General features: G+C 50.5%; 14 protein-coding genes and 1 other annotated feature. Of the genes, 7 read left to right on the forward strand and 7 right to left on the reverse strand.

The annotated features are described in order from the left end of the window. Positions 1–8: 8 nt before the first annotated feature. The 3 genes from A3849_RS03175 to A3849_RS03185 form a co-directional block, all read right to left on the reverse strand. Complete coding sequence (locus A3849_RS03175; protein ID WP_074110146.1) at positions 9–2,081, reverse strand: peptidoglycan D,D-transpeptidase FtsI family protein; 2,073 nt, start codon at positions 2,079–2,081, stop codon at positions 9–11. A gap of 114 nt (positions 2,082–2,195) precedes the next feature. Then, positions 2,196–3,341 carry a transglutaminase-like domain-containing protein gene (locus A3849_RS03180; RefSeq protein ID WP_074110147.1) on the reverse strand — a complete coding sequence of 382 codons (1,146 nt, stop codon included), beginning with the start codon at positions 3,339–3,341 and terminating at the stop codon, positions 2,196–2,198. Positions 3,342–3,403: 62 nt separating this feature from the next. Then, positions 3,404–3,841 carry a hypothetical protein gene (locus A3849_RS03185; protein ID WP_074110148.1) on the reverse strand — a complete coding sequence of 146 codons (438 nt, stop codon included), beginning with the start codon at positions 3,839–3,841 and terminating at the stop codon, positions 3,404–3,406. 296 nt (positions 3,842–4,137) lie between these two features. Between A3849_RS03185 and A3849_RS03190 the strand changes: the two genes are divergently transcribed. From A3849_RS03190 to A3849_RS03195, 3 genes are all read left to right on the forward strand, one after another. Next, positions 4,138–5,307, forward strand: coding sequence for an MFS transporter (locus tag A3849_RS03190; protein ID WP_074110149.1), 1,170 nt, complete (start codon positions 4,138–4,140; stop codon positions 5,305–5,307). A gap of 124 nt (positions 5,308–5,431) precedes the next feature. After that, positions 5,432–5,557: a hypothetical protein gene (locus tag A3849_RS33460; RefSeq protein WP_256700632.1), complete on the forward strand. Its 126-nt coding sequence runs from the start codon at positions 5,432–5,434 to the stop codon at positions 5,555–5,557. Positions 5,558–5,764: 207 nt separating this feature from the next. Further along, entirely contained in the window at positions 5,765–6,121 is a 357-nt protein-coding gene (locus A3849_RS03195) for a DNA primase (protein ID WP_074110150.1), read from the forward strand. 139 nt (positions 6,122–6,260) lie between these two features. On the opposite strand, the gene A3849_RS03200 is transcribed toward A3849_RS03195, so the two are convergent. Beyond that, a complete protein-coding gene (locus A3849_RS03200) occupies positions 6,261–6,881 on the reverse strand; it encodes an SCO family protein (RefSeq protein WP_143191719.1) in 621 nt (206 codons plus the stop codon). A 15-nt stretch (positions 6,882–6,896) separates the two neighbouring features. Then, the gene (gene cyoE, locus A3849_RS03205) at positions 6,897–7,829 is read right to left on the reverse strand and encodes a heme o synthase (protein ID WP_074110151.1); all 933 of its coding nucleotides are present in this window, start codon (positions 7,827–7,829) and stop codon (positions 6,897–6,899) included. A gap of 258 nt (positions 7,830–8,087) precedes the next feature. Between cyoE and A3849_RS03210 the strand changes: the two genes are divergently transcribed. Together A3849_RS03210 and A3849_RS03215 are read left to right on the forward strand one after the other, a co-directional pair. Beyond that, entirely contained in the window at positions 8,088–9,092 is a 1,005-nt protein-coding gene (locus A3849_RS03210; RefSeq protein ID WP_074110152.1) for a metal-dependent hydrolase, read from the forward strand. Positions 9,093–9,238: 146 nt separating this feature from the next. Next, on the forward strand, positions 9,239–9,433 hold the full coding sequence (locus tag A3849_RS03215) for a hypothetical protein (protein WP_074110153.1): 195 nt from the start codon (positions 9,239–9,241) through the stop codon (positions 9,431–9,433). Here the strand turns inward: A3849_RS03215 and trpS are convergent. Continuing rightward, positions 9,430–10,419, reverse strand: coding sequence for a tryptophan--tRNA ligase (gene trpS, locus A3849_RS03220; RefSeq protein WP_074110154.1), 990 nt, complete (start codon positions 10,417–10,419; stop codon positions 9,430–9,432). The genes A3849_RS03215 and trpS overlap by 4 nt on opposite strands. Positions 10,420–10,476: 57 nt before the next feature. After that, positions 10,477–10,719: a binding site (T-box leader), on the reverse strand. 132 nt (positions 10,720–10,851) lie between these two features. Here trpS and A3849_RS03225 point away from each other — a divergent pair. Together A3849_RS03225 and A3849_RS03230 are read left to right on the forward strand one after the other, a co-directional pair. Further along, entirely contained in the window at positions 10,852–11,826 is a 975-nt protein-coding gene (locus A3849_RS03225; protein WP_074110155.1) for an aldose 1-epimerase, read from the forward strand. A 101-nt stretch (positions 11,827–11,927) separates the two neighbouring features. After that, positions 11,928–12,161, forward strand: coding sequence for an alpha/beta-type small acid-soluble spore protein (locus A3849_RS03230; protein WP_074110156.1), 234 nt, complete (start codon positions 11,928–11,930; stop codon positions 12,159–12,161). Between the two features lie 119 nt (positions 12,162–12,280). Here A3849_RS03230 and A3849_RS03235 read toward each other — a convergent pair whose 3' ends face one another. Then, positions 12,281–12,691 (reverse strand): O-methyltransferase, encoded by a 411-nt coding sequence (locus A3849_RS03235; protein WP_074110157.1) that lies wholly within the window; start codon positions 12,689–12,691, stop codon positions 12,281–12,283. Positions 12,692–12,761 lie beyond the last annotated feature (70 nt).

The raw sequence follows: 12,761 nt of genomic DNA on the forward strand, positions 1-12,761 counted from the left end.
ATAAACCTTCATTCCGGCGTTGACACCGCTACAGGTGGTACGTTCTTCTTAGGTACTCCAGTCAGCCCGTATTCCCAGTCATACGCGTCAAAAATTGCACGCGCAACCGGTGCAGCACTGTTGGAACCAAATCCGCCTTCAGGAATCACTACCGCTACCGCCAGCTTGGGGTTCTCACGCGGGGCATATGCGATAAATACGCCGTTGTCCCGGACTACTCCGTACGCATCCATCTCAGAGGTGCCTGTTTTGCGGGCAAAATCATAAGGAAACCCGTCAAAGGCCTTGACGGCAGTGTTCATTCCTTTTTTGATCTCCTTCCAGTAGGAAGGATCGAATGTGATTTTATCCAGCACTTCACGGTGATACTCCTTAACGGTGTTGCCGTCCGCATCCGTGATCTTGCTGACCAACTGGGGCTTGATCCGTTCGCCCTCATTGGCGAGGGTTGCTGTGTACTGGGCAAGCTGCAGTGCTGTATATTTACCTTTCTGGCCGAAGGATGCGTAGACCATGGCTGCCTGGGTACTTCCGGCCGCCTTGATATCCATATAATCATTAGCTCCGGCACTTTCATGCGGCAGCCCGCTCCCAGTGGATACACCCAGGCCAAAAGCCTTTAAATATTTATCCCAAACCCCTGTCGCCTTGTCCTGATATTTCTTGTACAGCGGATTTCCGACCTTATCGACCATAAAAGCATTGGAGGATTCCTGAATAGCCTCAGCAGGGTGCAACAGTCCGAGTACATGACCGGAGGAATTACTTACGGAAGCATTGTCATCCTTGCCGAAATAGGCGATCCCTTTGTCGTTATAAGTATCGCTGGCAGAGAATAAGCCTTCATTCAATCCGATTAACACACTTAACGGTTTGATGGTGGACCCCAGATATAGAATGGACTTCAGGCCATTCCCGGATATACCGGAGGTAGTATCTGTAATCGTACCGTTCAGGTTGTTATCCCTAATCTTATCGTATTCCTCAGGCGCAACCTTTTCCGATGTCCAGACATTTGTATCATAATCCGGCATGCTGGCCATCGCAACCACATTGCCGCTATCCACTTCCATAGCCACGGCATACCCGGTCAGGGCATCCGGATGGAGTTTCCCCAGTACCGGATGGGTATGCAGCCAGCGGATCTGATCCATAATCGCCTGTTCGGTTTTAAGCTGGATGTTCTTATTGATCGTCATCCAGAGATCGTTCCCTTTGACGGGCGGGACTGATTGGGTGACTTCCTCCGCCATATTCTGCGGATTGACGGAAATTGTCTGGTAGCCATTTTTTCCGCGCAGCTCCCGCTGATATTGCAGCTCAAGGCCGTAAAATCCGACAAATTCATCCTCTTTATACGCTAAGCCCGGATCGGCATTATTTTTTTTCATCGCACTGCGGATATTCTTATAGCTATCCTCTTTATCGGAGGATTTAAAAGGCTTAATATAACCCACCGCCTGTACAGCTACGGTGTCTTTGTCATAATGGCGGGCAGCTTCTTCCACAATGGACAGGCCGGGATATTGCTCCTTGTGCTCCAGAAAATGGGCCACTTCCCTGGGTGTAAGACCTGTCTTGATTTTACGCGGATAGTAGCCCAGCGCTTTTTTGAAATGGAGATCGAGCAGAGCTGTAATATCTGCTTGCGTGAGCTTTTTGCCGGATGGGTCACCATATTGACTGAAGACGGATTCCAGTCTCACTGCCAGCGAAGCTGTATTCGCTTGGGCACTCTCCGTAAACTCATATTCTTTGGTTTCCTTGTTCTTATAGGTCTCTGTATAGTCTTTGGTTAAAGTGATGTACAAGGATTGGACGGATGTATTGTACGCAATCTCTTCCCCACCGGCAGCATGAATAATCCCCCGGATCGCGGAAAGAGGAACAGCCTTAGTCTCTTGACTCTCTTCTACTTCGGTCAAAGCCGCAGCTTCGACGAACTGCAGGGATGCAAGACGAATAATAATGACACAAAAAACAAAAAACGTGCCGAAGAAAAACAGATTTATGCGGAGACTGGGTGCACTTCGGCCATGAGCTTCATCCGGACGTATCCCCGGGCGGCCAAACCATTTCACAGTGTGTCCTCTCCTTATAGGTTGCAGATACAGAACCTGATCATACCAGAGTCTGAAAGGCTACTCGATATGCCCTGTTATTGTACCATACATCTCAAGGCTGCCGCTTCCTTCTCAGAGCACACTTTCTTTAATATGGGTTTTATCAAAATCCTTGCTGTTGAACCAGTCCCCGCTGCGCGCCCACGTGGAATCGAGCGGTATCCAGGCCTGCCTGTCCGGCAGGTATACTTCATTCCAGGCATGGGCGCCATATCCGCCTTGGCCATCGTAACCCTGTCCCGTGACTACACGCACCTGAAGTCCCTGTGAACGTGCCATTACGGCGTACAGGCGGGCATAATCAATACATACCCCAAGCCGGGTATCAAAAGTATCCTGCGGGGTCTGCTCATGCCAGATGCGTTTCTGCTCGTAATTCTCAGCCTTACCATAGTCATAGGCAATCCGCGAGCCAATCCAGTCATACAGCAGTTTGGCCTTGTCCTCAGCCCCCTTGGCTTGTCCGGCAATATCAGCAGCGGCTCCGACAATGTCTGGTGAAATTTCATGATCAATGACCTCATATTTCCGCCGCAAAATATCATTCATCTCATCAGCCACTGCTTGGGTCAGCACCGGCAGTCTGCTGCGCATATCTTCACCGGCAATCGGCTCAAAGACAGCAGCGGCACTTTCGCTGTAGATGGGAGAGGATTCCACATAACGACTGAAGCCGCTGTCAGGGTTCAGGCCTACACCGATGTACAGCGCAAGAACAAGGACAAGACCGCGCACCAGTCCGATAACACCGCCGATGATCGCACCGCTAAGACGGCTGGCCAGTGTAATCTTCCGGTCCGATTCCCTTCTCCGAAAGCGGGGCAGCCGGAAAGGCAGCAGCAGGAACAGCAGTCCGAGCAGAAGTCTGATTATACTGTAAGATATCAGTAGAAGCAGCAGAAAACGCACAAAAGGTGATCCTGCCAGCACAGATACAGCAGTGTAATACAACTGCTGCCATCCGCTGAGCTGCGTCTCAGGCACCACTATTCCTAGCGCCCAGGTTCCTGCGATGGGCGACAGATGCATCGCCGCAGGAATGGCCATAGCCAGCGCCAGAAGGGTAAGCACCCCGTTTCCCAGCAGGCCGAACAAGCCTCCTGCCGCTCTTGCGAAGCCTCTGCCCCAGCCCTGAAGCAGTGAAAAAAGGACAACCACAACCAACAGGATGGAGATGATGTTGGCTTCACTAAGGCTGTCTATCCATCCTTTAAGCATGTTTGTCCTCCCTTTCATTTCTCTGTAGAGTCATATCAACTATGATCAGCATTTCTGCAAACCTATTGATTTTTGCGGGCTTCTTCAATAAAGGTTTGGGTGGTTTCCGTCATACTCCATTTACCGAGACTCACTCCGCGGAAAATCACTTCCACCTTATCCTCTCCGGCAGCACCCTTGACTTCAAGGTTAGGTGTTGTAATGGTAAAAGTGCCGTCGCCTCCAGAAGTGTACTTGGCATCCTTCGCTTCCTTCAGCATCATATCCTGTGCTTCACTCTTGAGTGTGCTTACCGTTCCATCTGTAACCTTATTCACAGCGTTGCCAATTTGGTCAAGCGTAACCCCGCTGTAAATGAACAAGCCAGCTACAATAGCAATGACTATCGCCCACTTCAGAACTGTCTTAATCAGATTAATTACCGCAAACAGCAGCACAAGTGCTACAACGATAACCAGCCAATTCTCCCTAATAAATTGTGACCACACTGCCGGATCCATCAATTTCACAACACCCCTATCGCCATATTTCGTCACAACAGGGCGCGTGTCCCCGGGACATTTCAATATTAATAATTATTATACATGAATGACCTATATAATTCATGGCCGAGCAGCTTCCTGCTGGCCATCCCCAAGAAAATGGTATAAGCCTGCCAGACCACACGTAAAGTACAAGTAGGTCATTGTCCGAATCATTGGTAACAATTGGATGATGATGTGTCATTAACCCTATATGTCAAAAAGCGCCTGCCTGTGCCTTGGTACAGAGTCAGGCCCCTGTGGAGGTGCTTTCTTTGAAAACCGCGCTGTGGCTGTATCTGTTTCTCTTTCTGGCCTTCTTCGATTTGCATGCCCAGTACCCTATTCTTACGCCGTTTGCCATCTCTTTGGGCGCGGGACCAGCCTTCATTGGCTGGATGATGGGCATGTATTCGCTGACGCATCTTCCCGGCAATCTGCTGGCCGGCGTGCTGGTCGACCGTAACGGCAGCCGCCGTTACATTGTGTTCGCGCTCACGGCAGCCGGGGCCATTCTGCTGCTTCAGGCCCATGCGCAGCTTCCTTGGCATCTGCTGCTGCTCCGGGCAGCGAGCGGTTTCGCCCTGGCCTTCCTCTCCCCCGCCTGCATGACACTCCTGGCCTCGCTCTCTTCTGATTCCGCGACCCAAGGGAAATATATGTCCGGCCATGGGATCGTCCATACGCTTGCTTCCGTTGTGTCCCCAGCCGCCGGAGCTTTTATTGTGGCAAAGGCCGGCTACTCCGGCACCTTCACTACTTTGGGCTGGCTGCTGATCTTCACCGGTGTGATGGCCTTATTCAGCGTGCCTAAGCATGTTCAGAGCCTGGCCGCCGTGAACACTGCTCTGCCTTTGCACTCGCTCTCACAAGCTCCAGCCCAAGCGCCCCCTCCTGTATCCCGGCGTTATTATCTGCTCCCCTTCTTTGTTTCCTGCTCCCAAGGAGTACTGTTCTTTGAACTGCCCCTGTCACAGGGCAGTGATGGAATGATCTCTACCGGAATCCTGCTGTCCTTGCTTAGCTTGGGGGCACTGGTCACGCTCAGTCTCTTCTTTCTCAACCGGCTTGCACCAGGAATAAGAATCGCGGCAGCACTCCTGGCTATGGCACTCTGCTTCTTCACGCTGGCTGCGTTCCGGGGCATTCCCGCAGGTGTGGTTCTCTTTCTGCTTGGGGCTGCCAAAGGCGTGCTTTTCCCGGCGATGGCCTCACTCTTCATCAGTCTCGGAGGTGCCGGACGCATGGGCCGGACCTTCTCGCTGCAATCCATTGCCATGTCGCTTGGCGCGTTTGCCGGTCCGGTTGCAGCAGGACAGCTCCGGGACTACGTCTCCCCATATTTCATTGCCTTTGTGCTGCTGATGACCGCTCTGCTGCTGTTGCCGCCCAGAACCTCAGGCAAGCTGGCCTACCGGCCGGAGTGGAACAGTCCGGCCGCTTGAAAAGGACATCTCCTTCTCCCTGAAACAATGGAGGATGTGGATAGGCAAACATACAAACCCAATGTTGCTTTCAACATAATATACAGTGTAATCAACCCACATTCGAAAGCGTGGTGAATCCTCCATGGGCGAACATTGCGGTCCGGGCCCCAATCCCGCTCCCGTAACTCCTGTATTCTGGACTTCTACAGGAACCATTCTGGTACTCTACATTCTGCTGGTCATCATCCTCAGTGCCGGAATATTCTAAGTTTGTCCGCATTTGCCGAATAATAAATCCCCCAATCATCCGGCTCTTTTACAACCGGGTGATTGTTTCTTTTTACGACATTTCCCGGGGAATGATAATTCATCTTATAGAATGTGCAACAAATAAATCGCTGATATTTTTAATAATGACGGTTTTTAGGTAAAATATCGACATAGACACATCACCACGGGGGAAGGATGACCGTATATGTCCATAACTATCATCGTTGAAGGTAAAAATGACCGCAGCAGATTACGGAGGCTGCTGACGCCAGAGATTGATATCCAGTGTACATTCGGCACTCTAAACACACTGAAGCTGGAGACGCTGCGGCGCAGAATAGGCGACGGAGAGGTGTACCTGTACATGGACAATGACAGCTCAGGCAAAAAAATCCGCGGTATCCTGCGTGATGCATTCCCGGATGCCGTTCATATTTATACCCGAAAAGGCTATGCCGGGGTGGAAGGAACCCCCGATGAATACAATATCACTCAACTGGAAAAGGCCGGACTTGAGGAGTTCATCATTTATCCTGAACCCTTACCTTATATGGAAACGTAAGCATACAGGACAAGCTGCCATTGGTAGCTTCCGCATCACCAAGAACCGCTTACCTTAGTCGTTCAACAACCCAAAAAACGCCTTATCCGTTTCCTGCGTCCCACGCAAGAAGCCGAACAAGGCGTTATTTTCCATGCTTTTATTTTTCCCCAACCAACCTCTTCAGTTCGCCTGCCAAAAATTCCGGTGTCACGTTCTCCGTTTCTCCTGCATCATAAAGTCCCCGGAGCCGGTTGTGGCGGTCTACCAGACCAATCAAATTCGCATGGGCAAAATTATCCTTGTTGTCCCCGTAAATCAGCACCTTGAAGGAGCCGGCCGCCAGATTGCGGACCTGCTCTTGATCACCGCGTAGGAAATACCAGCCGCTGTAGTCCGCATGAAAACGGTCAGCGAACGTCTTGATCGCTTCACGCGTGTCATTCTTGGGATCAAAGGAAATAGAGACGAATTCCACATCCTTGCCGAAGCTGCCATCCTTAACCAGCAAATCCTGAGTCTGTGACAGCATAAAGGTGGTGATGGGACAAACATCCGGGCATTCCGTGAAGAAGAAATACACCAGTCTCGGCTTCCCCTCCGTATCTGCCAGAGTAATTTGCCGGCCATCCACATTTTCAAGCGAGAAGTCCTGCACTTCACCGATTACAGGCAGCTTGTCATTCCTGCCGCTTAACGAGATCACAGCCAGATAAATAGCCAGGCCTAAGGCCAATAGCAGCATCAGCCAGGTCCATTTGTAGCGTTTCAAGGTCTGCACAGGACATTCTCCCCCTTAGCCGTGGATCGTATTCAGCACAAGCACAATCAGACTGACTGTCAGGTAATTAATGGAGAAAAAGAAGTTCTGCTTCGCCCAAGCATCGTCATCCTTCGCCCGGAATCCCTTCAGGGTCAAGTATAGCCAGGCGAGGGACAACCCCGCAGAGATAATGAGGTAAAAAATTCCCGCATAGTCGTAAGCATACATCAATACCGGGATTGGCAGAAGCAGCGCCACATAAGGAATCATTTGGAATTTGGTCCTCCGCGTACCTTTAACTACAGGCAGCAGCGGAAATCCAGCTGCTCTGTACTCTTCCTTGCGTCGGATGCCAAGCGCCCAGAAATGCGGCGGCTGCCAGAGAAACAGCATGGCGAACAGCAGCCAGGCCCCGAGATCCACCGTTCCGGTTACAGCAACATATCCGATAACTGGAGGCATTGCGCCTGAAATTGCACCTACAGAAGTGCTCCATGTAGATGTTCTTTTGAGCCAAAGGGTGTAAACTACTACATAGACAAACATGCCGACGATGCCGAATAATCCGGCCAGCACGCCACAAAAGGCAAACAACACCGCGAGACCGGCTATCCCAAGCCCTATGGCATATGCAAGCACAACACCCGGCTTCAATCTTCCTGTCGGAAGCCCCCGCTCACGTGTTCTTTCCATTTTCATATCCAGATCACGGTCGAAATAGTTATTGAACACGCAGGCAGAAGCCATGACCAGCATGGTGCCGAGTAAAGTCAGAATGAGCCGTCCATACTGCACATCCCAGCCGGAAGCCACCCAGTATCCAGCAAAAGCAGCGATAAGATTCGAGCGGATAATCCCTGGTTTCGTCACCGTAATGAAGTCGCGCCAGCTGGCACCTTCCTTCGGCGATTTGGCAGACAGCGCTGCGGAATCCGAAGAAGCTTGATATCTCAATTGATTGTCCACGTTTGGTGTTCCTCCTTCTAGGGACTTCTACGTTCCAATGAAGCATAAAACCGATTTTTAACGTTCTTAGTTGAGAACATTATTCACTCTGCTGTTAACTTTATCATAACAAACAGAGAAAGAGTTTGACAATCATTGACCAAGATGTTCATCAATTTGACAATTGCGTGACGAAATTTATTTTACACCCCCTAAATAACTAGACGGCAAATTGGGTAGTTATTAATAGAGAACTTCCGTACAAAGGAGATCTGACCAATGGATACCGCTACACATTTCGTTATGGGCCTGGGACTTGCCGGACTGTCCTTTGTTGATCCCGTCGTTGCTTCCCAGCCGACATTAGCCGGTGCGGTCATGATCGCTACCGTATTGGCCTCTCAGGCCCCGGATGCCGATACTGCGCTGCGCCTCAAAAACAATGCGCTGTATATCCGTAACCACCGTGGGATCACTCACTCCCTGCCGTTTTTACTCCTGTGGCCTGCCTTGATTACACTGGTTATTGGACCCGTCTTCGGGTTCGCAGATCTTCATCACCTGAGCCATATTGCCATGTGGAGCTTCATCGGCGTAGCTGTTCATGTATTTACAGACCTGTTCAACACCTATGGCACTCAGGCCGCACGTCCTTTCACAGAGAAATGGATCGCCTGGAACATTATCCACATCTTTGATCCGTTTATATTCGGCAGCCATGCGGCGGCCATTATCCTCTGGATCAGCGGGCTGGTTCCACCGGCCCCTTTATTTGTTACCCTGTATGCCTGCATCGCGCTTTATTATATTTGGCGGACAGTGGTGCATGCCCGGTTGACAAGAAATCTGAAGAACAAGGATATCCATCATAGCCCAGGTGAGCGGTATTTCGTAATTCCAACCATCTCACCGACGCGCTGGAATGTTGTCAAAGCCAAGCTGGACGGCAGCTATAATATCGGACTTCTGAACAACCGACGGCTCGAATGGTTCAAGCATGCGGTGTGCTCCACTCACCCCGCCGTTGAGCATTCCAAAAACCATCCCGATATTCAGGCTTTTCTGTACTTTACCTCCTATGCCGTAGCCGAGGTCGAGCAAGTGGCCTCCGGATATATTGTACGCTGGGGAGATGTACGTTATTTACACCGTAAGCAATTCCCGTTCGTTGCTGTGCTGGTCATGGACAATAACTACCAACCCCTTAACACCTATGTTGGCTGGCTGAGCAGTGAAAAGCTCGATGAACGTTTTGCTATTGACCCCGGTTCGATGAAGCTTTAGACTATCACAATCACCATAAAGCGTTTTCATTAGTTTTGGCAATTAAAAATCCCGCTGCGCAGTACTTTCGCAGCGGGTAAATTTTCAAGAGTCTGTTATGATTCAAATCTAACTACTCACTTCAACAGAAAGAAGGCTGACGTTATATGGGCAAAGGCTTATCCCTCTGGTTCGCATGCTCTTCCATTCTTCTTCTTACCGCAGCATCCATCTCCATCAGCACTAATATCTGGCTGGCTCTGCTGCTGGGTGTGTTATGCATTGCGAATATCGGGTGGGGCTTTATCCTCAAAGCCCGACTGAGACGCAAGGCAGAGACCAAAGCACAGCAGCCTTCCTAGCGCAGCGGCAGAAAGCCCATTCGCTCTTTAACACCAGCAAGCGTCTGAGCGGCCACATTACGTGCCCGTTCCGCGCCTTCAGCAAGAATGTCAGTCAGCGCGCCCGAGCTGCGTATCTCCTGGTATTTCTGCTGCAGAGGCTCAAGCGTAGCTACCAAAACCTCACCCAGATCTTTTTTGAAGCCTCCATACATTTGGCCCTCGTAGCGGTCAGCAATCTGCTGCAGCGTCATTCCGGAGCACTCAGCGTAGATGCTCATCAGGTTACTGATCTCAGGCTTGGTCGCCGGATCAAAGATAACCTCCCGGCCGGAGTCCGTTGTGGCACGGCTTATTTTTTTGCGTATAACATCGGGCGGATCCAGCAGAGCGATATAGCTTCCAGGATTCGGATTGCTTTTGCTCATCTTTTTGGTACCGTCATCCAGTGACATAATACGTGCGCCAACTTCAGGAATGTAAGGCTCTGGAACCGTGAAGAATTCACCAAAACGGTGGTTGAAGCGTCCGGCCAAATCGCGTGTCAGCTCCAGATGCTGCTTCTGGTCTTCCCCGACCGGCACCAGGTCCGCATTGTAAATCAGAATATCAGCTGCCATCAGAGACGGGTACACGAACAGACCCGCGCCTACAGAATCCTTGCCGGAAGACTTGTCCTTGAACTGTGTCATCCGCTCCAGCTCGCCCATCGCGGTTAAGGTAGTCATAATCCAGCCCAGCTCTGCGTGCTGTTGTACGTGGGATTGCATATAGACGTTGGAAATTGCAGGATCAATCCCTGCCGCCAGGTACAGAGCCGCTACTGATTCTGAATTCTCCCGCAGGGCAGCAGGGTCCTGGGAGACCGTAATGGCATGAAGATCCACAACCATAAAGTAGCACTCATGCTCTTCTTGCAGCTTAACGAAATTTTTGATCGCACCGATGTAGTTCCCCAGAGTCAGAGAACCGCTCGGCTGAATGCCGGACAATACTTTTTTAGCCATTTTATTCCCTCCGATTATGTTTTCACTTCCGGCAGCACACAAAAAGGCCCCACATCCGCAAGGGACGTGAGACCGTGGTACCACCCTTATTCGCCGCCTGCAGTCTCTTCCAAACGAGATATAACAAGCAGCCTTGACTTCCGTTAACGGGGAAGAGCCGGCCGGTCTACTTAGGTCACATACCTGTTCGAACGCGGCGCTCCAGGGTCCATTCAGCCTGAAGTGCCCCACCGGTTCGCATCAACCACCGGCTTTCTGAAGGTGCTTCTTCCGCCTACTTGTCCCTGTCATCGCATTGTCATGTTCATGAATGCATTCATCATAGAGCGAACTGGGGAAGTTGTCAAATGACTTAACCGCTGTATATAAATCTGGTATGATAAGGGTATTCGTGTCTTTCGATTACAGTTACATTAAAGGAGCATACATTTCATGAAACAGGTGACCAAAGGGCAGTGGGGCGGTTATGATACCTATATTTTGCATAGCCGTGAGCTGGAAGTCACGCTTTTGCCGCGACTGGGCAACAACGTCATTTCGTTGTGGGACCGTAAGGAAAATCGTGAAATTCTGCGCAGGCCCGAGGAGAACGATCTATCCTATTACCTACAGAAGCCTTATCATTTTGGCATGCCCCTACTGATTCCTCCCGGACGTATCCGGGAGGGACAATTCCAATTCGAAGGCACAAGCTATCAGTTCGAGCCGAATTCAGCAGGAGGACACCATATTCATGGCCTGCACCGTGCGCAATCCTGGTGTGTAAGCGATATTGAAGAAGACGAGGAAGGCTGCGCAGTAACTACCGAATTCAATACTGCGGATGACCCCCGCTGGATGGAGCAATTTCCCGTCCCTTTAAAGTTTGAGATGACATTCCGTTTGCAGGATGCCCGTTTCAAGCAAACGCTCAAGGTCTCACATCTGGGAGACAAGAATATCCCTTTTGGAATGGGGTACCACACCTGGTTTATGATAGATGGCGAGCCGGATCGCTGGAAGCTTGAGCTGCCCGTCGAAAGTGTCTATGAATTGAACAATGAACTGCTGACCAGCGGCAATCTGCTGCCTTTAGGCGAGCTTGAAGCTCTGAATCAAGGAATGGAACTGTCGGGTACAAATCTGGACACCGTACTGCGCATTGGAGATGAGCAGTCTGCGGAAGCTGTGTTGATGCGGAATGACGGCTATGGGCTTCGCTATACTGCAGACAAGGAATTCTTCCGCCACTGGGTGATATACACCAAAGGAACGGCAGACCAATTTCTCTGTATTGAGCCCTATACCTGGCTTCCGGATGCACCCAACCTGGACAAAGAGGCTTCCTTTACAGGCATAATTACCTTAAAACCAGGTCAAATCCTTGCGGTTTCAAGCCATCTTGAAGTCATCTATCCCGAACTCTGATTTTCATATAATTACCATCCTCGAAACCTTCCTGAACCGTGCATGAATTCCTCTCCTAGCGCTCATACTATCTTCACAACGGGCGAAGGAGGTGAACAAACATGGGTCAAGCAGGTCAACAAGGTCGTGGTAGCCGTTCCAATAACCTGGTCGTTCCTCAAGCGACTGCAGCGCTGCAGCAGTTGAAATATGAAGCAGCACAGGAGCTTGGAGTAACTATCCCAGCTGACGGTTATTATGGGAACTACACTTCCCGCGAAACCGGTTCTTTGGGAGGATATATCACCAAACGTCTGGTGCAGCTGGCAGAGCAACAATTGTCCGGTCGTTCGTAGTAACAGCCTTATCATAAGTATCCCGCCAGGCTGAATGCCTAAGCGGACCCGCTTTATAGCCCCCTTGCGCCTCTCGCCGAGACGCAGGGGGCTTTTGCTTGTGCATATCTATGTATATCTTAGCCGTAGAATTGATCGGACTTGTCGGCATGGACATTGCGTGGATAGCGGATCATCAGGTTGGCCATATTGTAATTGGATTCGAGTGTGGCATCAACAACCACCATTCCCTGACGGACGGCAAATTCATAGCCAATCTCACCATGCGTCCAGCGCCGTTTGTATTTCAGGCTCTCCAGAGCCATTAGCCGGAACGCAGATTGTTGTCCTACGGTCAACCCCTCTTGCTCTTCCTCAAAAGCCCCGCTGCGACCTGCCAGCGGATTATGGCGGATCCCAAACTTCCCAATGACGTTATTTCTGATTTGCACAAAAACCGTGCCGGAAGACAGTCCTGACAATTCCTCCTGCAGTTCCTTAAACACCAAATCAATCTGTCTTGCCAGTGATAGTTGTTCCGTTCTCAGCATGTGTCTCCTCCTAAAAGTTTTGTAAGCTCATGTTAATTTCACTTTCTAGCAGCCCTTATATAAGGCTTTA

Source organism: Paenibacillus sp. P46E (assembly GCF_001909095.1).
Classification (GTDB): Bacteria; Bacillota; Bacilli; order Paenibacillales; family Paenibacillaceae; genus Paenibacillus_AQ; species Paenibacillus_AQ helianthi.